Annotated in this window: 25 protein-coding genes, 1 tRNA gene and 1 pseudogene; 9 read left to right on the forward strand and 18 right to left on the reverse strand. The window is 58.4% G+C overall.

Going from position 1 to position 23,579, the window contains the following annotated elements; translation table 11 throughout:
* Window positions 1-52: 52 nt before the first annotated feature.
* Window positions 53-637, reverse strand: a complete 585-nt coding sequence (locus H3028_RS01450) for a helix-turn-helix domain-containing protein (RefSeq protein WP_181295283.1) — start codon at window positions 635-637, stop codon at window positions 53-55.
* Window positions 638-1,048: 411 nt separating this feature from the next.
* On the opposite strand from H3028_RS01450, the gene H3028_RS01455 reads away from it, so the two are divergent.
* From H3028_RS01455 to H3028_RS01480, 6 genes and pseudogenes are all read left to right on the forward strand, one after another.
* Window positions 1,049-1,546: a hypothetical protein gene (locus tag H3028_RS01455; protein ID WP_181295950.1), complete on the forward strand. Its 498-nt coding sequence runs from the start codon at window positions 1,049-1,051 to the stop codon at window positions 1,544-1,546.
* A 203-nt stretch (window positions 1,547-1,749) separates the two neighbouring features.
* Window positions 1,750-2,052: a helix-turn-helix transcriptional regulator gene (locus H3028_RS01460; protein WP_181295284.1), complete on the forward strand. Its 303-nt coding sequence runs from the start codon at window positions 1,750-1,752 to the stop codon at window positions 2,050-2,052.
* Between the two features lie 156 nt (window positions 2,053-2,208).
* Window positions 2,209-3,183, forward strand: coding sequence for a zinc-dependent alcohol dehydrogenase family protein (locus tag H3028_RS01465; protein ID WP_181295285.1), 975 nt, complete (start codon window positions 2,209-2,211; stop codon window positions 3,181-3,183).
* Between the two features lie 39 nt (window positions 3,184-3,222).
* Window positions 3,223-3,618: an antibiotic biosynthesis monooxygenase gene (locus H3028_RS01470; RefSeq protein WP_181295286.1), complete on the forward strand. Its 396-nt coding sequence runs from the start codon at window positions 3,223-3,225 to the stop codon at window positions 3,616-3,618.
* 260 nt (window positions 3,619-3,878) lie between these two features.
* Window positions 3,879-4,133, forward strand: a complete 255-nt coding sequence (locus tag H3028_RS01475; RefSeq protein ID WP_181295287.1) for a DUF2790 domain-containing protein — start codon at window positions 3,879-3,881, stop codon at window positions 4,131-4,133.
* A 190-nt stretch (window positions 4,134-4,323) separates the two neighbouring features.
* A pseudogene (locus tag H3028_RS01480) lies at window positions 4,324-4,525 on the forward strand (integrase); the annotation flags it as partial.
* A 947-nt stretch (window positions 4,526-5,472) separates the two neighbouring features.
* Here the strand turns inward: H3028_RS01480 and H3028_RS01485 are convergent.
* From H3028_RS01485 to dapA, 14 genes are all read right to left on the reverse strand, one after another.
* Window positions 5,473-5,823: a phage protease gene (locus H3028_RS01485; RefSeq protein ID WP_258237666.1), complete on the reverse strand. Its 351-nt coding sequence runs from the start codon at window positions 5,821-5,823 to the stop codon at window positions 5,473-5,475.
* Complete coding sequence (locus H3028_RS21160) at window positions 5,774-7,459, reverse strand: phage tail tape measure protein (protein ID WP_258237667.1); 1,686 nt, start codon at window positions 7,457-7,459, stop codon at window positions 5,774-5,776. Before H3028_RS21160 ends, H3028_RS01485 begins: the two co-directional genes overlap by 50 nt.
* A gap of 96 nt (window positions 7,460-7,555) precedes the next feature.
* Complete coding sequence (locus H3028_RS01490; RefSeq protein WP_181295289.1) at window positions 7,556-7,891, reverse strand: hypothetical protein; 336 nt, start codon at window positions 7,889-7,891, stop codon at window positions 7,556-7,558.
* A gap of 2 nt (window positions 7,892-7,893) precedes the next feature.
* The gene (locus tag H3028_RS01495; RefSeq protein ID WP_181295290.1) at window positions 7,894-8,169 is read right to left on the reverse strand and encodes a hypothetical protein; all 276 of its coding nucleotides are present in this window, start codon (window positions 8,167-8,169) and stop codon (window positions 7,894-7,896) included.
* The gene (locus H3028_RS01500) at window positions 8,156-8,584 is read right to left on the reverse strand and encodes a Mor transcription activator family protein (protein WP_181295291.1); all 429 of its coding nucleotides are present in this window, start codon (window positions 8,582-8,584) and stop codon (window positions 8,156-8,158) included. Before H3028_RS01500 ends, H3028_RS01495 begins: the two co-directional genes overlap by 14 nt.
* 450 nt (window positions 8,585-9,034) lie before the next feature.
* The gene (locus H3028_RS01505; protein WP_181295292.1) at window positions 9,035-10,114 is read right to left on the reverse strand and encodes a hypothetical protein; all 1,080 of its coding nucleotides are present in this window, start codon (window positions 10,112-10,114) and stop codon (window positions 9,035-9,037) included.
* A 224-nt stretch (window positions 10,115-10,338) separates the two neighbouring features.
* Window positions 10,339-11,139, reverse strand: a complete 801-nt coding sequence (locus H3028_RS01510) for an AAA family ATPase (protein WP_181295293.1) — start codon at window positions 11,137-11,139, stop codon at window positions 10,339-10,341.
* 34 nt (window positions 11,140-11,173) lie between these two features.
* Window positions 11,174-13,213 carry a Mu transposase C-terminal domain-containing protein gene (locus tag H3028_RS01515; RefSeq protein ID WP_181295294.1) on the reverse strand — a complete coding sequence of 680 codons (2,040 nt, stop codon included), beginning with the start codon at window positions 13,211-13,213 and terminating at the stop codon, window positions 11,174-11,176.
* A 72-nt stretch (window positions 13,214-13,285) separates the two neighbouring features.
* Window positions 13,286-13,546: a hypothetical protein gene (locus H3028_RS01520; protein ID WP_181295295.1), complete on the reverse strand. Its 261-nt coding sequence runs from the start codon at window positions 13,544-13,546 to the stop codon at window positions 13,286-13,288.
* Window positions 13,539-13,724 (reverse strand): hypothetical protein, encoded by a 186-nt coding sequence (locus H3028_RS01525; RefSeq protein ID WP_181295986.1) that lies wholly within the window; start codon window positions 13,722-13,724, stop codon window positions 13,539-13,541. Before H3028_RS01525 ends, H3028_RS01520 begins: the two co-directional genes overlap by 8 nt.
* Before the next feature lie 1,208 nt (window positions 13,725-14,932).
* Window positions 14,933-15,022 (reverse strand) — tRNA-Ser (locus tag H3028_RS01530).
* A gap of 142 nt (window positions 15,023-15,164) precedes the next feature.
* Window positions 15,165-16,034 (reverse strand): phosphoribosylaminoimidazolesuccinocarboxamide synthase, encoded by an 870-nt coding sequence (locus H3028_RS01535; RefSeq protein WP_181295296.1) that lies wholly within the window; start codon window positions 16,032-16,034, stop codon window positions 15,165-15,167.
* A 133-nt stretch (window positions 16,035-16,167) separates the two neighbouring features.
* On the reverse strand, window positions 16,168-17,268 hold the full coding sequence (gene bamC / locus H3028_RS01540) for an outer membrane protein assembly factor BamC (RefSeq protein ID WP_181295297.1): 1,101 nt from the start codon (window positions 17,266-17,268) through the stop codon (window positions 16,168-16,170).
* Window positions 17,269-17,308: 40 nt separating this feature from the next.
* On the reverse strand, window positions 17,309-18,187 hold the full coding sequence (gene dapA / locus H3028_RS01545) for a 4-hydroxy-tetrahydrodipicolinate synthase (protein WP_181295298.1): 879 nt from the start codon (window positions 18,185-18,187) through the stop codon (window positions 17,309-17,311).
* Window positions 18,188-18,407: 220 nt separating this feature from the next.
* Here dapA and H3028_RS01550 point away from each other — a divergent pair, with 220 nt between their 5' ends.
* Together H3028_RS01550 and H3028_RS01555 are read left to right on the forward strand one after the other, a co-directional pair.
* Window positions 18,408-18,968, forward strand: a complete 561-nt coding sequence (locus tag H3028_RS01550; RefSeq protein WP_181295299.1) for a glycine cleavage system protein R — start codon at window positions 18,408-18,410, stop codon at window positions 18,966-18,968.
* Window positions 18,969-18,985: 17 nt separating this feature from the next.
* Complete coding sequence (locus H3028_RS01555) at window positions 18,986-19,459, forward strand: peroxiredoxin (protein WP_181295300.1); 474 nt, start codon at window positions 18,986-18,988, stop codon at window positions 19,457-19,459.
* A 33-nt stretch (window positions 19,460-19,492) separates the two neighbouring features.
* On the opposite strand, the gene H3028_RS01560 is transcribed toward H3028_RS01555, so the two are convergent.
* Both H3028_RS01560 and H3028_RS01565 read right to left on the reverse strand, forming a co-directional pair.
* Window positions 19,493-20,572, reverse strand: coding sequence for an AI-2E family transporter (locus H3028_RS01560; protein WP_181295301.1), 1,080 nt, complete (start codon window positions 20,570-20,572; stop codon window positions 19,493-19,495).
* Between the two features lie 17 nt (window positions 20,573-20,589).
* Window positions 20,590-20,841, reverse strand: a complete 252-nt coding sequence (locus H3028_RS01565; RefSeq protein WP_181295302.1) for a sulfurtransferase TusA family protein — start codon at window positions 20,839-20,841, stop codon at window positions 20,590-20,592.
* Window positions 20,842-20,947: 106 nt separating this feature from the next.
* Between H3028_RS01565 and H3028_RS01570 the strand changes: the two genes are divergently transcribed.
* Window positions 20,948-22,378: a M48 family metalloprotease gene (locus H3028_RS01570; protein WP_181295303.1), complete on the forward strand. Its 1,431-nt coding sequence runs from the start codon at window positions 20,948-20,950 to the stop codon at window positions 22,376-22,378.
* Window positions 22,379-22,431: 53 nt separating this feature from the next.
* Here the strand turns inward: H3028_RS01570 and nadA are convergent, their stop codons facing one another.
* Entirely contained in the window at window positions 22,432-23,490 is a 1,059-nt protein-coding gene (gene nadA, locus H3028_RS01575; RefSeq protein ID WP_181295304.1) for a quinolinate synthase NadA, read from the reverse strand.
* Window positions 23,491-23,579 lie beyond the last annotated feature (89 nt).

Here is a 23,579-nt window from a genome sequence, read left to right on the forward strand (position 1 = left end):
TTGTCTTCGGCCTAGAGTCACTCGGCTGCCACCAACGGGTCGGAGCTGATATCTAGGCACTGCTGTCCCCGTCCTGACCAAACATTCGCCGCCACATTTTCGGTGACAGCCCCATCTCACGGCGAAAGGTACGGCAGAAATGAGACTGGTCACAGAAGCCGTGACCAAACGCGATCTCGGTGAGCGAAGTAGAGCTGACCAGCATGACCTGTCGCGCCGACTGGATCCGCCGGCGCGCCACATAGGTCAGTGGCGCAACGCCAAGGGCCTGTTTGAATGCATGAGAAAAATGACTGACGCTGAGGTTGAGGACGGCCGCCAGTTGCGGCGTGCGAATAGTGTTCTGCAGATGCTGGCCGATGAAACTATCCAGGCGGCGGATTTGCCATCCCGCCAAACCGCCATTCCTACGCGACTTCCGGGGCGGCACTGATGTGGCGGGCTGGAGCAGTTCGATGGCCTGCGAGAGTCGGGCAGATGCCCTTTCGCTGTCGTTATGCATCACCGCCTGGGCATCGCTCAGCAGCGTCAGCAGCACCTGAACCTGCTCCGCTGGGATCGCTTCGAAGCGGAGATCGACTACCGGACCGTCCAGTGTCTTGGGAAACATGACCTGGGGGTGGCTCATCATGTTCATGGCGTCTGTCTCCGGATTATCCGAAGCCAATGATGTTGCCCGCCATGCACAGTGCAAAGCCCACTTCAGGGGGGGCTGTACCCCCTCGAAAGTGTGGCCACCATGATTCAGGCGCCTCCTTTTGGCCTGAATGCGGCCAAACACCTTGAGCAGATCAGAGGGATGTATCAGTACAGCATTAAAATCGCTGCTGACTCGCTCTCGCCCCGCAACCAATCAGTCGCCCGTCCACTTTGGATCCCTTGGCTTGGCAGCTGCCGCTTACAGCGGCAGCTTTCGGGCCGGAAGCGGAAGTCTAGAGCAAGGAAAAATCTGTTCCCTTTGCCGACGACCCCCGCCAAGACTGAATACAATATGCGCCCGACTAGCCTGGGCCATGAAAGTGGCAGCCTCGAACAAGGAACTCTCCTCATGGCCTCCCCAGATAAACAGCAAAAACGCGCCCAGCGGGCCAAAGCCAAGGCTAAGCAGAACCGTTCGGGCAAGACCAAAGCCAATGTCGTCCATCCGCTACTGGCCAATTCGCTGATCAACGAGCCGTTCGATGATGTCGAAATCGACCTGAGCACCTTCGACTTCAAAGATATCGAAGAGAACGGTTTCGACCCCGCGCACTTCGAAGATCTGTTCCAGGCGATGAATGTCGGCGAAGGCATCAGCCTGCTAGCGATGTGCCTGGTATTCCTTCAATACCCAGTGTTGGAGCTGGTGGTCGCTGAGGAAGCTGAAGATGCTGCCACCGACTTTATGATGGGTCTGTTAATCATCTATCGCGGGATCTACCACGATGAAGACGAAGACGCGGCGGTGGACTGGATCGGCGGCGACGCCTTCCAGCATGCCTACAATGAAGCGTCGGTGATCCTGCAGAAGAAGAACGCTCGCAGCAACCCTGACGCCCGCGTTTAGACGCGCGACGAGCAGCTATGCTGGCACGTTTATCCGGCAAGTGTGCGGCCCAGCCGGAAGCGAGCAGCCAGGCGATGCCAGTGGTCGTTGAACGTTACGACGAAATCTGGCTGCCCTTCAGACAGTAACCCCCTGGATTGCATGCCCGACGAACGGTCGATTCCTTGAATTGACATATCGGTAAATCTCGATATTATCGCGCCATGGAACTGATCGACGCATTCAAGGCCCTCTCGAACCCGACACGCCTCAAGATTTTGAAAGGCTTGAAGGATCCCTCGAAGAACTTCCCTCCACAGGATGAAGGGGACGTTCATACGGTGGGCGTTTGCGTCAGCAGTATTCAGGAAGGCGTCGGGCTGTCGCAGTCGACGGTGTCCGATTATCTGGCAACGCTGCAACGGGTGGGTCTGGTCGAAGTCCGTCGTATCGGGCAGTGGACCTACTACAAGCGCAATGAAGGCAACATCCGTGCGCTTGCCGAGCTGATAGGCAAGGAGCTGTAATTTTTTAACTCACGATATCTGGAAATCTCGATATCTCTTTTTACCAAAACAAGGGACCCACAACACACTGAGACAGTAGCGAAAACCCGCGCATTTTTTTGCTATTGCATATCTGGATTTCCCTATATCCCTTTTTAACGAAGCGAGGATTTACCCATGAAAGCACAGATACTGAAAGCGTTTGGCGGCCCGGAATCGTTCGAACTGCGTGACGTCTCCAAGCCCGTACCGCAGGCAGGACAAGTACTGGTCCGTGTCCACGCCACCTCCATCAACCCGCTGGATTTCCAGGTCCGCCGTGGCGACTACACCGACTACGTGCCCCTGCCGAGCATTACCGGGCATGACGTTTCCGGTGTCGTCGAAGCCGTCGGCCCGGGTGTGACGAGCTTCGTGCCAGGCGACGAAGTCTGGTACACCCCGCAAATTTTCGACGGCCCCGGCAGCTATGCCGAGTACCACGTGGCAGCCGAAAGCATCGTCGGCAAGAAGCCTGCCTCGCTGAGCCATCTCGAAGCGGCCACCCTGACCCTGGTTGGCGGGACCGCGTGGGAAGCACTGGTCGTGCGTGCGGCGCTCCGTGTGGGCGAAAGCATCCTGGTGCACGGCGGCGCAGGCGGCGTCGGCCACGTGGCGATCCAGCTGGCAAAAGCCATCGGCGCCAAGGTGTTCACCACCGTGCGCGAAGCGAACTTCGAGTTCGCACGGAACCTGGGTGCCGACGTGGTCATCGACTACGAGCAAGAGGATTACGTCGACGCCATCCTGCGCGAAACCGATGGCCGCGGCGTCGATGTGGTGTTCGACACCATCGGCGGCAACACCCTATCGCGCAGTCCCGACGCCCTCGCACAACTGGGCCGCGTGGTCTCCATCGTGGACATCGCCCAGCCGCAAAACGTCATTCAGGCGTGGGGCAACAACGCCAGTTACCACTTCGTGTTCACCCGGCAGAACCGCGGCAAGCTCGATGAGCTGAGCGCATTGATCGAGCGCGGCCAGCTGCGGCCACACATTGGCGCGGTCTTTTCGCTCGCCGACATCCCGCGTGCCCACGCCCTGCTCGAAAGCCCGAACAATGGCCTGCGCGGAAAGATCGCGATCGCCGTCGAGCCCTCGCTCATCCCTTAAGCGCCAGTTCAACCGTTCACGTCACGTTGGAGAAAACCCATGATTTACGAGATCGCAGTGCTCCCCGTTCACCAGGAACGCGTCGAGCGTTTCAAACGTGCATTTGCCGAGGTCGAACCGTTGCTCAAACGCGCAACGGGTTACGGCGGCCATCTGCTCGCGCAAGGCATCGAAACGCCCCAGGTCCTCAACCTCATCGTGCGCTGGCGCTCGCTCACGGACCACAAGGACTTCGAAGCGGGTGAAGACCATCAGGTGTTCATGGACGCTCTAGAGAACTACTTTTCGGAAGAACCGACGGTCTACCACATCGAAGGCGCACCGTTTACGTCCGCAGAACACAACGTTCAGAACAGCTTCTTTGACCAGGCATCGCCACTTCTCAGCATGTTGCCGCCGGTAAACCCTGTTCGTTGCGAGAACCATCAGGCGTGATGTCGCCCCATCACGATTTGACCTGACAGCCCCTGTTTGAAGCCCACGGCTGCCAGGTCATACAGCTGCTCAGTGCGCTGACCTTATTGCGACAACCGTTAAGCAAGCACCGATTGAAGATGGGATCGGCTGACCGCTGCTGTCCGTCAGCAGCCCGTCAAGAACGCGGGCTTCCCCTATCGGTTGCCCGAGTAAGTGGCCCGCACCTTGCCTTTGTTTTGAAACATCCAAACCGTTATTCAATTACTTGGAGTCGAGATATGAACCGCAAAACAGCAACCCTTGTTTCCGCCAGTATTGGCCTACTGTTGTCTTTTAGCGCACTCGCTGAACGCACACCGACACCTTATACCTACGGAACCAAACTCGATATCGTGAAAGTTGTCTCCATACGGACCGAAGACAGCCCGGTCTGCAAGCCGGTGGACTACATCATGAAATACATCGATTCGATGGGGAAAACCCAGGCGCTTAAATACAAGGCTCATTCCAGTGCATGCAGCAAACGGCGCTAACACCTTCCGTGCGGCGCCCCGTGATTTTCCTCTTGTTTCAACCTGCGACGTACAACCCTGGCGCTAGCCGCTTCTGCCTCCCCTCGGATGAAGAGCTAGACAGTCTGTACTCTGTACGACTGTTTCTGGCCGGTTAGCGACCGCCGCTCTGGCTAGCCATCCTTGTTCTCCCACACGTGGAGGACTTGCCATGAACATCATCGCTACCTGCAGCCGTCAGCGCTGGAACAAAGGAAAATTGGTCGGCAGAAAACCCGCTCCGACTGAGAGATATCTGGGCCATCCGAGTAAGGCTCCAAATTGCAGAAAGAACCCGGGATCTGGCTCTCTTCGATCTGGCCATCGACAGCAAGCTTCGAGCCTGTGACTTAACCAAGCTCCGTGTGCGCGATTCTTCGTAGGACCTTAGAGCTGCCGTAAGGCGCGCTTTCGATGCTTACGATCCATTTCAATCATGCTTAGGCGAACCCAGCATTCGACGCATGCACAGCAACTAGAGCTAAGATAAGCATCATCATTAGTACGCAGTGGGCGGTACGCAGCTTGGTACGCACGGAATCGGCCAGTTAGCGCGCTCTGTATCGGACCGCTGGACACAGAGCCAGCCCTTAACAAGCGCAGGTTAACAAACCGATTAACATCGAATTGAACTGTGTAGATACATCGACTTGTTCTGACATCGCTAAGCCCGACGTAGGCTATAGCGCCTCGCCGCGAGTAGTACCTAGCTAGATATCCAAGCTGGTACCATCAAAATTGAATATCAAAAACCCCGTAGTCAACGGGCCTACTTCATACGTGAAACACAAGCGCAGAGTTTCTATCCTCGCGTTTCTATCGATCCTTGATCAGTCACATAGCGTCATCCGCACCAAAGCTCGGTATGGAGGCAGCGACATGCGAAATACTATCTGCGCGGCAGAGCTGCCTGTGACACTCGAAGGACAGACCAAGCAGGCATTAAAGTGGGCAACAGAGCGCGGCCTGAAATAGCAGACGGTGAAGATGCGCCGCTATCGGGGCGACACGTGGAACGAGGCGTTGCGTCCGAATCTGCGCCCCCGGACTTGGATGAAAGGGTGGACGATGAACCCAGCCCGCTCAGAATGATCCTGTGGCGCTCACTAGTCTTCCTAGCGAGGGACGGCCTCCTTGCGGCCTCGGCTTGCGAGCGCGCCTTCAGTCCATCGCCAGCTGTAAGTGGGCGCTGGCTTTGGCATGGCCTTGCGCTGGCTTTGGCATAGCTTAAGACGGCCCGATTGCTAGATTTCGCGCTGGCTTTGGCACTCGGTAATATCCGGAGCTCTCCACAGACTGCACAGCCTACCACCTCAGATATTCACGTGTTGAGTGTCGCCAGGTAGTCCTCAGGCGAGACGCCCATCGCCTGGCAAACGGCCAGAGCCGTGTCGTCCAGCCGCTCAACTGCTGGATCCTTACCCTTGGGTTGCCGACTTTTCAGGGCTGCAATGTCCTTCCTGATTTCCGCTACCAACTGGCTCGCGTCGCGCTGCACCACGGGAGTGGAAGCCACGTTGAAGCGAGCAGCAGCCAAGGTCGGCAATGAATTCATGCCGTCGAGTGCCGGAAAGTTGGTGAGTCCTACATGGTGCAACTCAAGCACTTCGCCGGTTCGTTTGTCATAGCTGAAAACCGGACTTAGGTAGCGGTACTCCTTGCCCGCAATCATGGCTGCTGCATTCTTTGTCCAGCCGACCTGGGTGGCGAACCCCTGAGTAGCCCACGCTCTTTTCCTGCGAGGTAAGGCGGTCATCGGTGGCGATGTTGTAAGCTTCCAGGCCGCTCGTAGCGAGCATCAAAGGCACCGCTGCCCGCCCCAGCCACTTGCCGGCCCCTTTGAATTTGCCGCGCGGCAACAGATCGTCCCCGGCGTCGATCAGCTTCTCGGCGGCGCTTGCAGGGCCGAAACTTTTAGGCATGTTGACGACAAACACCGAAGGCACCCCGGCTGCCTCTTCGAGCGCCTTTCCCATGGCCACGCCACCGGCCAGCTGAGTTCCGCCTTTCAAGGCACCCAACATCTTGCCGCCCGAGGCTAAGCCTTTGAGAAGGTGATAACCGCCATAGAGCGCTCCGCCTGCGGCAACACCAGCTGCGACACCGGTGCCAACTTGGCCTATACGCTTGTTTTCCATTGCGGCCTCACCCAGCGCCCCAGCCCACTCGTTGGTTTTGGAGATCAACTTCGTTAGCGGATCGAGGGCAGGCTCGAACATCGTGGCGAAAGTGGACTTAGCCGTTCCTCTCAATGATTCAAGCTGCGCGTTGTAGCCCTTAAGACGTTCCTGGAGCTTCTCCTGCAGGCCTACCGCTTTTCCCATCTGGCCGACCATATCTTCATAAGAGCCAGCACCCTGACGAAGCAGGATCTGGGCGGCACGGCCGCCTTCATCGCCAAACATTTTTTGCAAGAACCCAGCGCGTTTCGCAGTGCCCATTCCGTCGAGGCGCTTACGTAGGGTGTCGAGGATCTCGACCGTGCTTTTCAAGTTGCCATTGGCGTCCTTGAATGCATCGACTTGAACCGCCTGGCGGAAGAAGGCACTTAGGCTGGTGCCGCCCATCGAGCCTTTCAGGCCGCCCTGGTCCAGGGTTGCAAGAAGCGCGAACATTTCTTTGCTATCGCGTCCCAGGCCAGCCATCGAGCCAGCGGCGTACTTGGCACCCTCTGCGATAGATGTGAAGCTGGCTGTACTGGCAGATCCGGCTGCGCCTGCCTGGTTTGCCAGCATCATGAACTGGTCGCCGGCCAGGTTGAACGGCGTTGCGATGGAAATCAGGTTTTCACCGGCCATCACCGCGTCTATACCTTCATAGGCAGCAAGCGCTGCAGCCGCAGCGGCAGCGCCTTGCTTGCCCACGATCTGCTCAATTTTCGCTCCGCCTTTGAGCAGCTCCTTCTCTAGATTGACGATTTGCGATTGATCGAAAGGGGTCGATTTTTGGATATCGAATGCGGTTGCCTTGATCTCCTGAAGTGCTTTGTCCATCTCAAGCGCGCTATCGACGGCACCCATAAGCTCAGTTTTTACACCGAGCATCGCTTCCTGTAGATCGCCTGCGACCGCCACTCCAGGTTTTATTCTGTTGGCGACGAATAGCCCGCTAGAAGCCTTCGCGAACGAACCGGCCATATCGGCGAAATGACCACGTACATCGTCACTTACCCGGCTGAGCCTGCGCAGTTCCTGCTGACTCTTACGGCTGAAGTTACTGACGTCACGCTCACCCCGCTGCAAGCCAACGCCAAGGAGACGGCTATCGGCGCTGAGGCGTAGAGCTACATCAAGATCGTTGCTTGCCATGGTTTGTCAGCCGTTTCGCGTAATGATCGAGTTCGGTCGGAGGAATACCCAGGATCTCGGCACGAGACCAGCCTGTCCGCATTGCCAGTAGCAGGATCAGATCCCAGCTGTCTCGCTGGTTGGCGGCTCGCCGTTTCCCATGATGTCGAGGCGCGTTTGCGCATCACGAAGCGCCAGAAAATCGGCTTTCGCTTTGATCATCCTGCGTACGAACGGGCCGGTGTAACGCTGACCATCGGTAGTGGTAACTTCCGTGATCTGACGCACCGCTTGTTCGGCATAAAAAGCGAGACCATTTTCAGTACCGCCAGCCTCAGCTGCAGCATCGATAAGATCATCCAAGAGCGCCTCACGCATGGTGAAGTTCGTATAGGTGACACCGGAAATTTCGATGCCGCGCGGTAGGATTCCGGTTACGGTGAAAGTTTGCATGTTTACTCCTGGTTGGCCTCGGCTGGGCGATTGTCGAAAAGATTGGATAGCTCACGCTCGATGGGCGATTGTGCAATGAGCTGTTCCTCAAGTAGCGAAAGGCGCTCGCTCGCGTGTGGTTGCAGTTGGGCTTCAACTGAACGGCGGTGGTGCTGCATCACACGCGGTGTCGCGCTTTCGATACGGCCCGCAAAAGCGGCGCGCTCGGCCTCGCCGAGCTGATAGCCGATCTGGGTTGAAGACTGAACAGCGGATGTATGTTGATCATTGATTGGCATGGCGCACCTTTTCGACTTGACCAGGGATGCACGGGAGAAGAGTTGCGGCAGGGGATGGCTCCTTGAGGATCTCCCAAATGCGCCGGTCGCTCAGGCTGAATTGAGTGGCGAGCTCCTTCACCATTGGCACCATGCTGCGACCGTTGCGCAGGCCATCCTCGACGGTCTTGTGGATGGCTATTTTTCGCGCGGCACGAAGCGCTGACTCACAGCGCGGCACATACAGCGTTACGCCGCCGTAGTGATTGCGCAGGAGTGTCGCCAGCTCAGTGCTCCCCAACGCGCTGGCCAGCTTGGCCCGTGCTTCAATGCTTGTAGCGCCCTTCTTGCCGTTACGCGTAGGAATTACCCAGGTCGTCCCGCCAAGCTTCGCAACTACATGGAAGGCATTTGCATAGCCGATGAACTCGGCCATTTCATGCACTTGCGCCGGAAGAAATTGATCAACTACGGCAAGGTCGGCTCCCACCGAAAGCAATGTCTGAGCAAGGTTGTTACCACTGATTTGGATAGACACTCGGCCGGCCTCTTGAAGAATGCGCTGAATACCTAGTGAATTAGATTCAGTAGGCAGGGCCGGGTGTAGCTTGAAGGGGTTCAGTAGACTGAAGAGCTTCAGTCTGAGGAGCAGTTTTCAGAGGTGTTTGTAGGCGCTTGCGCAGAAGCTTCACTGAGGAACGTTGGCGGCCTCCGGCAGGCACGTTAGACCGCCGTTAGAAACGGCGATCTATGGGTATGCTAAGCAACCCCATCCGATAAGGCTGCAAAAGCCGCCATGAGCGTTGTTGGTGTATTGCGGCTTTCGGCGAGTGCAGCATGGAATGGCCGCTCTTACCAAACGATCGAAAAGAACCGCGCCGGGGGTTCAGAAAATCGGCTCGTCGTCGGCTCGCTGTGGCACAGCAGCAAGGTGGGAGCGCTGCTGTGGCGTCCCGTGCTGGCCGACAAAGCCCTCCATCGCTGTTGATAGCGGATGCTCAATGTCGAAGTCGCCATACATTTTCAGGAAGGCTTGCCAGCGATGACGGAGCACGCCCTTGCGTCGCATGCTAGGAACCACCCAGATCCAATCGAGTGACCAGACTTCTTTCCTCAGAGCGAAGGCACATGCGCCCACGATTGTTCCAGATGCGTGTGTACCTGTGTGGTCGGCAAATAGGTAACCATGATAATTCGGCGATGCCTTCTTCGATTGGCAGCCGTTCCATTGCAGGAAGTCATATCGAAAGTCCCGCTTGAACCGGAGGGCTCGCTCGTAGACTTCCTGGTGCATCCAAAAGGGTGAATCGGAATCGACCAGTTCGGGGTTGGAATGTCGCTCCAAGCGATTCGCGAAGCGTCTGTCTGGCCGAGGTTCCAATAACCTCTTAAGCCGTGCATGTTCGCGTCGGTGGGCAATGCTCGACTCCAGATTGCCCTTGGTGTAGGTCATTCGGCAATAGTCGCACGTGACTTCCTGTCGCGGCTTGATGTTGCGATGTTTCGGACCCGTGATATCTAGGCGATATGCCTTACCTTCAACTTTGGTAAGTTTGAAGCGGTAGCCATTGGCGCCTTTGAAATACTCTTCGCTCCAGGCGTGGGGCCCGACCGCTATATCGGATCGCAGCGTTACCTTTTTTCGATGGCGCTGCTGCTCGTAGCTATACAGGCAAACCTCGCTGTCGGTTAGGTATTCCTTTTTCGCTAAGGGCTTGGCAAGCCGGGCGATCAGTCGTTCTGGATTTACGGCGAATCCTAGATCTTCCAATGCGATTAGCAGCGCAGCGGCGTCGGCCGCCTGCATGCCTTGGCACCCGAAGCTATCACCGTTGGCGTATCGCGGTTTTGGGTAGACGTAACGAATCGGAATGGCTAAGTAAGCCGCTAGTTCTTTGAGCATTCGACCAAGGCCATAACCGCCTCGCGTTTCGGTTTCAAGGATCAAATCCTCGAAGTCGGTCATGAAGATAACGCCGGTACGCAGAAGCGCTCGCTCTCGCTCGGATAGTGCATTCCCGCGAGCCCTTTGGGGGCGTACTTCCTTAAGGAGGCTTACAAGCTCATCCAGGATGGAGGCGGGCAATGTGGGGTGCATATGGCATCCTTCGCTCAGCGCTAGATCGTAGTGGCATTTCGGTCTAAAGCTATCATCAGCGATGGCGGCAACACAGCCCGAAGCATGCAGAGTTAGGGCTGTGACGCGTTCGATATCAACACGAATACCACTTTCCCGAGGTTAGGATCGTACAACTTACCACCACGTTGAATCATCGGTGGAAAAGGACCTGTGTAGCGGCCCCTTATGAAGCGATAGCGCGCATACCGGTCCCCTGGCTTATCAGCGATCATTGCTTGTGCCTCTGACTGAACGCGGTACAGGTTCACCGAGATTCGGCGCAGACACCCGCGCACCGAGCGCCGCAGATCTTCTAAGAGATCATCGTCTATCTGGAGAGCAGGGTAGCTAGCCGCCGCTAAGGTTCGGAGATCTTCCAAGGTCGCTGCCTGTGCTGGTACCCACTCCAGGACGCGGTTATGCAGGCGCTCCAGTTTTGCCAGGCTGGCTGGCACGCGCTCTTCTCCGATTAGAACAATCGTGCCATGGCTGGCGTTGTATAGATCGGTGAGGATGTTCGCGACGGCTTTATCAAGGAGATATTGCACGTCATCAATAATCAATGGGCGAGCGCTTCGCGATAGCTGATCTGCCGCCGCATCTACCATCTCTGATAGCGTACGGCCGGGCGCGATGCCCATCTCTTTAAGGATGGCCAGCAGGAAAGTTTTTTTCGTCCAGGTGTAGCGGCACTCGATGTAATAGCCTCGATACATATTTGCTGCAAACGTGGCGCCAATGGTCTTGCCCAGCCCGCTCGCGCCATACATCACAACCAGCCCTGGAAGGTTTTCTGGCCTGGTCTTGGCTCGCTCCATCGCGCTTGCCAATAGGCCAACATTAGTCAGCGGGACGACCTTTACTTCGTTCATTGTCTGCACACCTCTCGGGCAACGTGCCCCTTGCTTATGGTTGGGACGGCTTCGCCGTGTAGTCAAAAACTCGTTGCACTGCTGTGAAGTCTGGGTGTTTTGAATAGCGAGCGTGCCAGCGCGCTTCCGATGTGCTTAACGGTTCGCCCGTATCGATGCGTCGGTCGAGTTGCTTCCAGAGGCGGTATCGAGCCATCGAGTCGCCTGGCACTTCGAACTGGTCTGTAGCTGGTGCCAGCAGTTGGCCGGCATAACGCTGGGCGCTGGCGAGATCCTCGCCAGTGAGCTGGGCGGATGGCGCCGAGGTCGGTGCAATCATTTCCACTCGCTTGCCGGTGAGCGTTTCGAGTTTGTCCAGGGCGCGTTTCATCTGGCCTTGCTCGCGCTTCTCATAGGCTTGCTCGATCAGCGGCTTGGGCATGTAGTCGCTGGCGTTGCCGTCAAGCAGTGCCTCGCCGAGCAGCTCGCCTTCCAGCGTTCTTACCCAGACACGCGAGGCGTCGCGCACGTCGTAGGCCACCCTGATCTCTTCGCCGTGCAGGTCGCGCAGCGCGTCCAGGAAGTAGCGCTGGCTGGCCCAGGTGACTTCGCCACGGCGTGTCGGGCGGATAACTTGCGGCCGCATCAGGTCGTGGACCAGCTCGGCCGGGGCGAGCATCGGCTCCCAGCCTTCGGCACGGGCCGCTTCCCAGGCCTCGTTCGGGCTCATGTGGCGCAACTTGCCGGTTTCGGGGTCGCGGATCTTTTCCAGCCCCCGGTGAGGGCGGGCGTTGTACGCCTCGATCTCGAACTCGACGCCCGACATGAACTCGCTGAACGTAGGCAGCAAACGGGTGGTACCGGTCTCGCGCAGCTGCTTACGGCTGACGCGGTGCACCTTGGTACCGGCGTGCTTGTCCATGTCGGCGCCGATGTAGCTGGTGAGCTTCTTGGCTGCGTTGACCCATATGGTCTGGTGGACGCGCTCGATCAGGCCGCGCGCCTGGCTGTTGTATGGCAGGGCATGTGTCATGGTGCCGCCGAGGCGGTCGACCACTTCACGCACCGCGCTGTTGGCGAAGCCGGAGCCGTTGTCCACATAGAAGATGGCAAACATGCCGCCGCGCGTGATCGCATCGCGCAGGGCATCCATGACGCCGATGGTCGACTCGGCCTCACCGATAGAAATGCCGAGGATTCGACGCGTGGCTACGTCGATGACGGTGGTGGTTTCGGGGCGGTACGGCTTGCCGGTACGTGGATTCAGAACCTCGGCATCGAACTTGTGGCCATCGGCGGTGAAGACGTCGCACGGGAACAGGTTTTTGGTTGTGCGGCGGCGGAAGGGCTGCAGCGCCTTGAGTTCCTGCGGCGTGCGTCGACCGGCTTCGCGTGCCTCCGGGCTCAGCTTGTTAAGGAAGCGGCGCACCTGGTGGATGCTCGGCCGCTCGCCCTGGCACTTGGTCGCGAACTCGGCATAGCTGGCTTCCACGCTGGGCTTGGTCGGGCGCTGAAAGCAGCGCAGGAATCCCTTAGCCCAATCCGGCACGCCCATGTCCTTGCCGCCACGTGCGGGTGCCAGGCCGGTTTCACCCTGCTTGCGGTAGTCGGCGAGCCAACGCTTGAGCGTCCGCTCGGAAAGAGTGCGGTCATCCGTCTTGCGATCATTGGCGCGAACCAGCAGCTCGGACAGGTAGGGGCTGAGCTGGTCGTTTTTGGCCAGGCCAACCAGCGCCAGGATTGCCCGCTGCTGGCTGATGGTCTGGCTCATACGCTCGATTTCACGCACGAAGCCAAGGCGGGCGGTCATGACTGAGCGCTGTTTTTCGCTCAAGCGTGACGCTGTTTTCTCGTCACGCTGTGTTGAACCTGACGCTTCGGATACGGCTGTAGGTGGCTCGCTGGCGACCGATGCGGCGATCAGCGCGGCCTGGGCTTCGGGCGGCAGTGCGGCAAAGGCGTATTCGATGGCCTTGCTACCGGGACGGCGCTGGCCTATCCAGCGCTCACGCTGGGCTCTAGCTTTTACGCTGCGAGCGGTGCCCGGCATGCCGAGCAACCCTGCAAGCTCTTGGGCTGTATACCAGTTGCGCATCGGTGCCTCTCTCGTGCCGGCCAGTTGTTCGCCGAATGAAGCTCCGGCCCGATAAGGGGCCGAAGTGACCGTTTAGGATGCCCGGCGAGCGGCACCGAGAAGCGATTCGGCGTCCTGGACGAGCAGCAGCAAAGCGCGCGATACGTTGGCCACATCACGTGGGCCAGCGTCTTCGGTCACGCATGTGGAAAGCGCCGTTAGAAGATCCTGGACAGCCCCAAGTCGCCATTCGGCTGCATCGAATAACGAGGCCTGAGAAGCGCTGCGATCAAGGAAGAGAACGGGTTTACTGCAGCCCTGTGAGCCAGACTCAAGCGCCATGAAATTAGCCATGAGTCACCACCTTCGGCAGCACGGCCTCAAGAGAGCGGGCTTTTGCCATGGCTGTGTTATAGCGAGAAAGACGGACGGACAAAGAGGAGTCGGCGTGCAGCGCGGCTATCGCGATAGCACGGTGATAGGCTGCGCGAGCTTTAGCCGGATTGAGGCTGAGAATGTGACGTTTGGTCATGATGTGGAGCGCCTATGTTGCGGTCTGTTCTCCGCGCCCACGACGCCAATCATGGGTGGGCGGAACCGTGCAGGTTGGCGTACCGGACATAGGAACCGGCGCTCCCGAAGGAGCCCCACACGGCCCGCCCATAAAGGCCTTGCCATGCGCTGGACACAAAAAAACCGCTCTAACGGCGGTGTGTCCGCCTATGTGTCAGGACGCCAATCCTGATCGCTGAATTTGCAGCGACGGAGGAACATTAGCGAGTTGCGATGGACATGGCAATAGCTAACGTTCCCAAGGGAACAAAACCGAGAGGGGAATCGGTCGTTCGGACAGTTCCGTTTCTTTTCGTTATCTCTTTTCGTTTTCGGCGTCACTGTCTTGGTTGCGAGCCTTCAAAATCGGGGCTTGCAGAAGATTCGGACGAATCGGCCCTCTGTTTCGCTTTCTCGTCCGATTGTCCCCTTAGGAAACGGACGTTGAGGTTGCCAAAACTTGGGCACGGTGAGGATAGGTCTAGCGGTATCTGTCCTACGGACGAAATTCAAATTCCTTTCAACATCGGTCAATGCGGGAAAAAATCGAAAGTTTGACCATTTCTCCGCAACCCCTGTGGCTGCGAGCGTTGGCCAGCTTGTGAGAAACCGTGGTCGCGGACGGTTGCCGCTATCAAGTTGGTCAAGGTAAGTTGAAAGGGCTTTGGGTGGCACCGCTGCTGGTCCGGTGTTTTACCGGCTTTTTGGCTATGCCAAACGTTGCGCTAATTTTTCGATTTTCCGCTTGCTAAATGGGTTTTTGGTTTCGCGCGCCTTTGGCATTGATTCCGCTTCATCCGCCGTCCCGTCCCGCTCGCAACCCCGCGCCACGCTTGGCTTTCCGGTTTTATCCGGCTTCTTCCCGACTCATCCCACCGACAGTTCCCTTTATGCCAAAGATAAAACCTCCTCACACCAGCGCGAAGGTATCCAACCCGGTATCCATCAAATCGATCCATCCAGGCCACACGGCAAATTCGTTCGTAGCCATGGTAGAAAGCGCTCACGACCGACGCTCAACTGGAGCCGCGCAGAAGCGACCGTCCGCAGATCCCAAGGAACCTCGAAGAGGCAGCGGCAGAGGCAACGACCAACAGAGACAAGCCGACGCCGCAGTGTAGGTCAAAACCTTTAAGCAGACCCAATAAACGAGAAAGCCCCGGAATCCGGGGCTCTCAGGTAAAGTAGTGGCGGAGAGATAGGGATTTGAACCCTAGGTACCCGCGAGGGTACAACGGATTTCGAATCCGTCCCGTTCGGCCACTCCGGCATCTCTCCAGCGGCGCGCATCATAGCAGTTCGTGAGCGATTGTCGAACCCCACGGCGCTGCTTTTTTCTCGTTATTCAGGGTGTTGCGTTGGCCTGCCGCAGTTTAGCTCCGGCTGAGGCCAACCTGCTGGTTTCGGCCAGCCGTCATGCTCAGGCGGTAAGGCGGGTCAGGGCTTCGCGATACTTGTCAGCGGTCTTCTGCGCGACTTCGACCGGGACCGGCGGCGCTGGCGGCTCCTTGTCCCAGCCGGTGGATTCCAGCCAGTCACGGACGAACTGCTTGTCGAAGCTCGGCGGGCTGCTGCCTTCCTGATAGCTGGCGGCGGGCCAGAAGCGGCTGGAGTCGGGTGTCAGCACTTCGTCCATGAGCGTCAGGCTGCCATCCTCGTCGAGACCGAACTCGAACTTGGTGTCGGCAATGATGATGCCGCGAGTCGCCGCGTAGTCGACGGCAGCGGTGTAGAGCGCGATGGAGGTATCACGCACCTGAGCCGCCAATTCCTTGCCGATGACGGCCTCGCACTGCTCGAAGGAGATGTTTTCGTCATGGTCGCCAACGGCAGCTTTGGTCGACGGGGTGAAGATCGGCTGCGGCAGCTTGGCCGCTTCCTTCAAACCAGCCGGCAGCTGGATACCGCAGACGGTTCCGTTTTTCTGATATTCCTTCCAGCCGGAGCCAACGATGTAGCCACGCACGATGGCTTCAACCGCAACAGGCTTCAATCGCTTGGCAACTACCGCGCGACCTTCTACCAGCGGCAACTCTTCAGCCGAGACCACATCCTCAACCTTGTCACCCGTAAAGTGGTTGGGGACCAGATAGGCGAGCTTATCGAACCAGAAGTTGGAAATTGCGGTGAGAATCTTGCCCTTCTCAGGGATCGGCTCGGCGAGAATCACATCGAAAGCCGAGAGCCGGTCGGTGGCGACCATGAGCATGCGCTTGTCGTCGACTTCGTATAGATCACGGACTTTGCCGGAGTAAATTTTCTTCAGGCTGAGGGCATTCGGAGTGGTCATGGTACTTCTCACGGTTACCGAGCCATCGATACGGTACGCAAATTGGCAGCGTAGCGATTGGGTCTTCATCAAACGAAACAGGCGAAACCGAAGGGTTTCGCCTGGATTGGTTGGAGCGGGCTGATTCGCCAGATCAGTCCAGGCTATCCTTGAGCATGTTCAGCACGCGTTGCGCCACATCGGCGGGCGCGACGGTGTCGAGGTTTTCGTCGAGGGTCACCTGTACGTTGCCGCCCACGTCGGTCACGCGAACCTGATAGCGCTCGGCGCGAGCCTCTATCTCCTCAGGATCTGGCGCCCCGCCGAACAGCCGGGAGAAGAAGCCGGGTTTTTCGTCCGGGGTCGCTGCGCCTTCCGACAGGTTGATGTAGTAAACGCCCAGGCTACGATCCAAGTCTTCGACGAGGATGTCACTGGAGGCCAGCGCTCGGCCAACGCTCGACCAGGCACGATTGAAGTCGGTATCGAGCTGCAGCACCGGCGCGCCGCTACCGGCTTCGCTGAGTGTCACGCGGCTAGGCGCATCGAACTCACGTTCGGCAAGCAACGAGGCCGAACCGCCTTGTGCGGCGCTGCTGTTCAGACCTGCCTGCAATTCATCGAGCAGCACGCGGTCGAGTTCGGCATTAGTCGGTACGTCAGGCCAGGAGACGTCGGCATTGCTACCTACGGGACGCTGAACGCTGAGCAAAAATATTTCGCTGGTATCGCGCTGCACACCCGGCTCGATGCGAACTCGGGCCCGGGTCTCACCGTCACCCAGGCCGAGGTTGCGAACCAACGCTGGCGCCAGCTGATCGCGGGTTTGCCAGGCGGTAACGAATTCGCCTATCTGAGGGCGCTCCTCAGCGATCTGGAAGCCATTGTCGGTGAAGAACTGTCGGGCCGCAGCCCAAACCTGCGAAGGCGCACGCATCGCAACGAGCCAGCGCGCGTCTTCCGACGTCTGCAGACTGAACTCGCTGGCCTCTTCAGCGATCAGCAACCGCTGGGGCCGCGGTACTTCGTATTTGCCCGTTGCGCGGGTATCGGCCACCTGTTGAGGGATCGGCAGAAGCGGCTCGATCGGGCGCAGCTCGACATCAGCCGGGACCTGCATCGGCGGTACCTGCTGTGCCTGCAGGTAATCGCTACCACGGTCGCGGAAATATCCGTCTTCGCCCCATAACCAGCCACAACCGCTGGTTCCAGAGATGATCAGGGCTAGGGTCGAGAGGCCGGCCAGTCGCTTCATGCATGTTCCTTCATTGTTAAACCAGTACACCGGATACTGTTCAGGCCAGCACACCGGACTGACGCATAGCGTCGCGAAGCGGCTCTTGGCAGCGTTGGCTGAGCCAGGTCAGAGGCAGGCGAATACCGTCCGGCATCAGGCCCATTTCATGCAGTGCCCACTTTACCGGGATCGGATTGGCCTCGAGGAACAAGGTCTGATGCAGCGGCATCAACAGCGCATTGATTGCACGTGCCTTTTCGGCATCGCCCGCAATCGCAGCCGCGCATAGCTCGCTCATCGCCCGGGGCGCAACATTCGCGGTGACGGAGATATTGCCCTTGCCGCCCATCAGCATCAGTTCGACAGCAGTGGCATCGTCGCCGGAATAAACGAGGAAATCCTTACCGACGCGATCGAGCACTTCCTGGCCGCGATTGAGATCTCCAGTCGCTTCCTTGATACCGATGATGTTAGCCACCTTGGATAAGCGCTCGACGGTTTCCGGCAGCATGTCGCAGGCAGTGCGGCCGGGCACGTTGTAGAGTATCTGCGGAATGGCGACAGCTTCGGCAATATGGCGGAAGTGGAGGTACATGCCTTCCTGGGTCGGCTTGTTGTAGTACGGCGTGACAAGCAGACACGCATCGGCACCGGCGGCCTTAGCGTTTTCCGTCAGCTCAACGGCTTCGCGAGTGGAGTTGGCACCGGTGCCGGCGATAACCGGTATACGGCCATTGACCTGATCCACCACGCGACGAATCACTTCGATGTGCTCGGGCACTTCGAGTGTTGCCGACTCGCCAGTGGTACCAACCGCAACGATTGCATTGGTGCCTTCCTGTAGATGGAAGTCCACCAGTTTGCTCAGGCTATCCCAATCAAGACCACCTTGCGCGTCCATGGGAGTGACCAACGCCACCATACTGCCCGCAATCATGCAACCCACTCCTGCCGGAAAAAGAGAGGCGTTATGGTACAAGGCTCCTGAGCGCTTTGCGAGTACGCTGGATGCATCCTACGGTCGGAACGATAAGGTCGTGGCGATGCACTTTCTAATGAGTACCCTGCCCACGCATTCCCTCTGACGATGGTTTTCGCTACCCTTAGCCCTTTTTCGGCTTGGCTGGCCGACCGATTCATCACCGCCAGGAAACTGCATGTCCACCCCTCCAGTACCCCGAGAACAATTTCTCGTCATCAGCGCCATGGGCCGCAGCCCAATGGCGCTCACCAACGTGCTTTGCCGAGCCAGCAATGAGAATCGCTGCGCCGTAGTCAGCACGCGCCTGACCCGCCATGGAGAGTGCTGTGCGCTGATCCTGGAGATCACCGGAACCTGGGACGCCCTTGCTCGCATGGAGACCGCACTGCCGGGTCTGGCCAAGAAGCACGAGTTCACCACCAACGTGGTGCGCAGTGAGGCATTGGAAACCCGCCCGCAAGCGCTGCCCTATGTGGCCTATGTCAGCTCGGTCTACCGTCCGGACATTCTCAACGAGTTGTGCCAGTTCTTCCTCGATCACCGCGTCGAGCTCGAGAGCCTCACCTGCGACACCTATCAAGCGCCCCAGACCGGCGGCACCATGCTCAACGCGACGTTGACCGTCACGCTGCCGGCGGGCACGCAGATCAGCTGGCTGCGTGACCAATTTCTGGATTTCGCTGATGCACTGAATCTGGACGCCCTGATAGAGCCCTGGCGCCCACAGAACCCTTGAACAAAGGAAAACCAGAAATGCCCGTGGAAATCGATCAACCCGTCCCGCCCTTCCAGGCTCAGGCCACCAGCGACACCCTGGTCAGCCGCGACTCATTGAAGGGCAAGCAGGTAGTGCTCTATTTCTACCCGAAGGACAACACGCCTGGCTGCACCACCGAAGGTCAGGGTTTCCGAGATCTGCATGGGGCGTTCAGCGAAGCTAATACGCTGATCTTCGGTGTCTCACGGGACAGCCTAAAGACCCATGAAAACTTCAAGGCCAAGCAGGCCTTTTCCTTCGAGCTCATCTCCGACAAAGATGAACAGCTCTGCCAGCTGTTCGACGTGATCAAGCTGAAGAAGCTCTACGGCAAGGAATACATGGGCGTGGATCGCAGCACCTTCCTAATCGACCGCGAGGGCGTGCTTCGCCAGCAATGGCGAGGCGTGAAGGTTCCCGGGCATGTCGAGGCCGTTTTGCAGGCCGCCCAGGCACTGCATCACCAATAAGCGAAAGGCCGGCAAATGCCGGCCTTTTTCGTTCTAGCTAACGCTTTCCACCACCGGGACTGTAGCTGCCCTGCGCGGCCAGGCGTACAGCACCGCCTTGAACAAGGTGGCCAAGGGAATCGCAAAGAACACCCCCCAGAAACCCCAGAGCCCGCCAAATAGCAGGACCGAGCAGATGATGACCACAGGATGAAGGTTGACCGCCTCGGAAAACAGCAAGGGCACCAGGACGTTGCCATCCAGTGCCTGGATGATCGCGTAGGCCACCATCAAGTAAATGAACTGATCACCCAAACCCCACTGGAATAGCCCAATCAGGGCGATTGGAATGGTTACCACCGTGGCGCCGATATAAGGCACCACTACGGAGATACCTACCAGCAGGGCCAACAGCGCTGCGTAGTTCAGCTCCAGCGCCACAAACACGGCATAGGACACCACGCCACAGATCAGGATCTCGATCGCCTTGCCACGAATGTAGTTGGCGATCTGCATGTTCATTTCCTGGGAAACCTGAGTGATTAGCGCACGCTCCCGTGGCAGATATCCGCTCAGCCAATCACTGATCTGTTGGCGATCCTTGAGGAAGAAGAACACCAGAATAGGCACCAAGATCAGATAAATCATCAGACTCAACAGCAGCGGCAGGCTGGATAAGGACGAAGTCAGCACTACCTGACCATAACGGCCAACCTCACCCCGCATGAAATCGATGCCACGCAGCACCTGCTCTTCGGTCAGCAGCTGCGGATAGCGCTCGGGCAGCAGCAGCAACAGCGACTGCCACTCCACCAGCATCCTAGGCAACTCGTTGAAAAGTGTTAGCACCTGCTGCCAGACCAAAGGCACGAGGAACAGCATGCAGACCGTGAGCACCCCGACGAACATCAGAAACACCAGCCAGACCGAAACCAGGTGCGGAATCTTGACGCGCTCCAGCGTGCCAACCAGGCCCTGCATCAGAAATGCCAGCACCAGCCCGGCGAGGACCGGTGCGAGCATATCGCCCAGCGTCAGCACCACAGCGAAGGCGACCACAAGCAGTACAGCCAGAACCACCGCTTCCTCGTCGGAGAAGTAACGATGGATCCAACCGCGCAGTACATTGAGCATATCTTTCCTTAACGACTTCAGGCCTTGCGCAGCCAGTAACGATAGAGACCTTCATCCGCCTCTTCACGCAGCAGCGTGTGGCCGGCCAGCTTGGCGAAACTGCGGAAATCCCGTTGCGAGCCGGGATCGGTCGCGGTGACTTTCAACACTTGGCCGCTGGCCAGCCGATTCAGTTCAAGCTTTGCCTTCAGCAGAGGCATCGGGCATTCCAGCCCAACGGCGTCCAATTCGGCATCGCAGACACTCTCCGGCACACTCTGTTGAGTCATATTCATCTCCTCGAAAGGAACGCAGGATACCGACCTGCGCCCGCCCCTGGCCAGTTACCCTGGCGCAAGGCTACAGTAACGCTCCTGCTTTCATGAGCCAGTCTGGATGAAATTGCTGCGCCCCACTCTGCTGACACTGGCATGCCTGATCGGGCAGCCAGTTATGGCCAATGACCTGCCCTCCCTCGGCGATTCCAGCTCAGGCATCGTCTCGCCAGAACAGGAACATCAGCTGGGCCGCGCCTGGCTCAGCCTGCTTCGTGGCCAGGTTCCGCAGCTGTCGGACCCATTGCTTAAGGATTATCTGGAGCGCAGCGTTTATCGCCTGGCCGAGACGAGCCAGCTACAGGACCGCCGCCTCGAGTTCGTACTGCTCGACAGCCCGCAACTGAACGCCTTCGCTGCGCCGGGTGGCATCATCGGAGTCAATGGCGGCTTGTTCCTTCATGCACAAACCGAAGCCGAATACGCCTCCGTCCTGGCACACGAGTTGGCGCACCTGTCCCAACGGCACTTCGCTCGTGGGCTGGAAGCGCAGAAGCGCATGCAGCTGCCGCTGATGGCGGCAATGCTCGCCGGCGTCGTAGCGGCCGCGGCTGGCGCGGGTGATGCCGGCATCGCCGCGATCGTCTCGACCCAAGCAGCCGCGATCCAGGCGCAACGGCGCTTCTCTCGACAGAATGAGCAAGAAGCCGACCGCATCGGTATCGTCAATCTTGAACGCGCCGGCTACGACCCGCGCGCGATGCCGGAGATGTTCGGTCGCCTGATGCGCCAGTATCGCTACGACCAGAAGCCGCCGGAATTTCTCCTCACTCACCCGGTCACCGAATCACGTATCGCCGATACCAAAAACCGCGCCGAGCAATATCCGGACGTGGGCGTCGAAGACAGCCTTCGCTACCAACTCATGCGTGCAAGAGTGGACCTGAAGTTCGAGAGCACACCAGGCGTAAGCGCAAAGCGCTTTCGGGCCATGCTCAGCGAAGATGTAAATCTCGACGCGGCCCGCTATGGTCTGGCGCTAGCACAGATCAAGAGCGGCCAGCTTGAGGAAGCTGCCATCAACTTGAAGCCATTGTTAGCAAAGGAGCCAGACGATGCCACCTACAACCTGGCCCAGATCGAGCTCGACATCACCTCCAACCGCCTTGCCGCCGCACGCGAGCGCACCCAGACCCTGCTCGGCCTGTACCCCGGCAGCTACCCGGTACGCCAGACGCACATCGACCTGCTGATCAAGGAAAACAAACTGCAAGCGGCCGAGCAAGAGCTGGACGCTCTGGTCAAAGACCGCTCCAAGGACCCGGACATCTGGTACCAGGTATCGGAGATCCGCGGCCTCACCGGGAACATCATCGGCCTGCATCAGGCCCGTGCGGAATTCTTCGCGCTGGTCGGTGATTACGATCAGGCAATCGAGCAGCTGGATTTTGCCAAACGTCGCTCGAACAGCTTCCAGATTGCCTCACGTATCGACGCCCGACAGCAGCAGCTGATCGAAGAGAAGCGAATGGTCGAAGAGATGTTGCGCTGAGTCATACGGCGCCGAACGGCGCCGCTTCCACCCCCCACGTTTAAAGCATTGGGTCAAGCGTTGCCAGCTTGCTTAATACGCGCGGCCTGCGTGAAGTCCAGCATGCGCTTCAGCGGCTTGACTGCGCGCGGAATCAGCGCTGGGTCAACAAAGATCTCGTTGCTGCCGGTACGCAGGCAGTCCAGGGTACGTTCAAGCGTGTTCATCGCCATCCACGGACAGTGGGCGCAACTGCGGCACGTGGCGCCACTGCCGGCTGTCGGTGCCTCGATGAATTCTTTGTCTGGGCAGAGCTGCTGCATTTTGTAGAAGATGCCGCGGTCGGTGGCGACGATGAAGGTTGGATTTGCCAGCGTCTGTGCCGCCTTGATCAGCTGACTGGTAGAGCCCACGGCATCCGCCAGGGCGATTACCGATTCAGGCGACTCGGGATGAACCAGAACGGCAGCGTCCGGATACAGCGCCTTCATATCTTCCAGCTGCTTCGCCTTGAACTCCTCATGAACAATACAGGCACCATCCCATAACAGCATGTCGGCGCCGGTCTCACGCTGCACATAGCTGCCAAGGTGCTTGTCAGGTGCCCAGATGATCTTTTCGCCGTTATCCATCAAGCTCTCGACGATCTCCAGCGCACAGCTCGAGGTCACCACCCAGTCAGCCCGCGCTTTCACTGCGGCAGAAGTATTGGCATAGACGACCACCGTGCGCTCGGGATGCTGATCGCAAAACGCTGAGAACTCATCCACCGGGCAGCCGAGATCCAGCGAGCAAGTAGCGTCCAGCGTAGGCATTAACACGCGCTTTTCGGGGTTGAGGATCTTCGCCGTCTCACCCATAAACTTGACACCGGCAACCACCACGGTCTGCGCCGAATGTTCATTGCCAAACCGGGCCATTTCCAGCGAGTCGGAGACACAGCCTCCAGTTTCCTCGGCAAGCGACTGGATCACCGGATCGGTGTAGTAGTGGGCGACGAGCACCGCGTTCTGCCGTTTCAACTCGACGGCGATATCGCTGCGCAATTGCGCTTCTTGCTCGGGCGTTAGCGGCTTGGGCTGCTTGGCCGCCAGGTGAGCCTGCACAAGAATACGTTCGGGTATCTGCGTCATGTTCGCGGTCCTGCAAAGCACGTTATTGCATGAAGCGCCGAGCACCCGCCGGTCAACCGGATCGGCTCGGACAAGGCGAAAGGGAGAAG

This window comes from Pseudomonas sp. Q2-TVG4-2 (assembly GCF_013620795.1).
Classification (GTDB): domain Bacteria; phylum Pseudomonadota; class Gammaproteobacteria; order Pseudomonadales; family Pseudomonadaceae; genus Stutzerimonas.

What these genes read in the sequence shown, in the direction of transcription:
- H3028_RS01470 (WP_181295286.1), top strand. Translation starts at nt 3,223, where the DNA reads ATGATTTACGAGATCGCAGTGCTCCCCGTTCACCAGGAACGCGTCGAG.
- nadA (WP_181295304.1), bottom strand. Translation starts at nt 23,490, where the DNA reads ATGACGCAGATACCCGAACGTATTCTTGTGCAGGCTCACCTGGCGGCC.
- H3028_RS01455 (WP_181295950.1), top strand. Translation starts at nt 1,049, where the DNA reads ATGGCCTCCCCAGATAAACAGCAAAAACGCGCCCAGCGGGCCAAAGCC.
- H3028_RS21160 (WP_258237667.1), bottom strand. Translation starts at nt 7,459, where the DNA reads ATGGCAAGCAACGATCTTGATGTAGCTCTACGCCTCAGCGCCGATAGC.
- H3028_RS01465 (WP_181295285.1), top strand. Translation starts at nt 2,209, where the DNA reads ATGAAAGCACAGATACTGAAAGCGTTTGGCGGCCCGGAATCGTTCGAA.
- H3028_RS01565 (WP_181295302.1), bottom strand. Translation starts at nt 20,841, where the DNA reads ATGACTCAACAGAGTGTGCCGGAGAGTGTCTGCGATGCCGAATTGGAC.
- H3028_RS01570 (WP_181295303.1), top strand. Translation starts at nt 20,948, where the DNA reads ATGAAATTGCTGCGCCCCACTCTGCTGACACTGGCATGCCTGATCGGG.
- H3028_RS01515 (WP_181295294.1), bottom strand. Translation starts at nt 13,213, where the DNA reads ATGCGCAACTGGTATACAGCCCAAGAGCTTGCAGGGTTGCTCGGCATG.
- H3028_RS01500 (WP_181295291.1), bottom strand. Translation starts at nt 8,584, where the DNA reads ATGGCCGAGTTCATCGGCTATGCAAATGCCTTCCATGTAGTTGCGAAG.
- H3028_RS01520 (WP_181295295.1), bottom strand. Translation starts at nt 13,546, where the DNA reads ATGGCTAATTTCATGGCGCTTGAGTCTGGCTCACAGGGCTGCAGTAAA.
- H3028_RS01450 (WP_181295283.1), bottom strand. Translation starts at nt 637, where the DNA reads ATGAACATGATGAGCCACCCCCAGGTCATGTTTCCCAAGACACTGGAC.
- bamC (WP_181295297.1), bottom strand. Translation starts at nt 17,268, where the DNA reads ATGAAGCGACTGGCCGGCCTCTCGACCCTAGCCCTGATCATCTCTGGA.
- H3028_RS01475 (WP_181295287.1), top strand. Translation starts at nt 3,879, where the DNA reads ATGAACCGCAAAACAGCAACCCTTGTTTCCGCCAGTATTGGCCTACTG.
- H3028_RS01490 (WP_181295289.1), bottom strand. Translation starts at nt 7,891, where the DNA reads ATGCAAACTTTCACCGTAACCGGAATCCTACCGCGCGGCATCGAAATT.
- H3028_RS01460 (WP_181295284.1), top strand. Translation starts at nt 1,750, where the DNA reads ATGGAACTGATCGACGCATTCAAGGCCCTCTCGAACCCGACACGCCTC.
- H3028_RS01495 (WP_181295290.1), bottom strand. Translation starts at nt 8,169, where the DNA reads ATGCCAATCAATGATCAACATACATCCGCTGTTCAGTCTTCAACCCAG.
- H3028_RS01525 (WP_181295986.1), bottom strand. Translation starts at nt 13,724, where the DNA reads ATGACCAAACGTCACATTCTCAGCCTCAATCCGGCTAAAGCTCGCGCA.
- H3028_RS01485 (WP_258237666.1), bottom strand. Translation starts at nt 5,823, where the DNA reads ATGATTGCGGGCAAGGAGTACCGCTACCTAAGTCCGGTTTTCAGCTAT.
- H3028_RS01550 (WP_181295299.1), top strand. Translation starts at nt 18,408, where the DNA reads ATGTCCACCCCTCCAGTACCCCGAGAACAATTTCTCGTCATCAGCGCC.
- H3028_RS01510 (WP_181295293.1), bottom strand. Translation starts at nt 11,139, where the DNA reads ATGAACGAAGTAAAGGTCGTCCCGCTGACTAATGTTGGCCTATTGGCA.
- dapA (WP_181295298.1), bottom strand. Translation starts at nt 18,187, where the DNA reads ATGATTGCGGGCAGTATGGTGGCGTTGGTCACTCCCATGGACGCGCAA.
- H3028_RS01535 (WP_181295296.1), bottom strand. Translation starts at nt 16,034, where the DNA reads ATGACCACTCCGAATGCCCTCAGCCTGAAGAAAATTTACTCCGGCAAA.
- H3028_RS01555 (WP_181295300.1), top strand. Translation starts at nt 18,986, where the DNA reads ATGCCCGTGGAAATCGATCAACCCGTCCCGCCCTTCCAGGCTCAGGCC.
- H3028_RS01560 (WP_181295301.1), bottom strand. Translation starts at nt 20,572, where the DNA reads ATGCTCAATGTACTGCGCGGTTGGATCCATCGTTACTTCTCCGACGAG.
- H3028_RS01505 (WP_181295292.1), bottom strand. Translation starts at nt 10,114, where the DNA reads ATGACCGACTTCGAGGATTTGATCCTTGAAACCGAAACGCGAGGCGGT.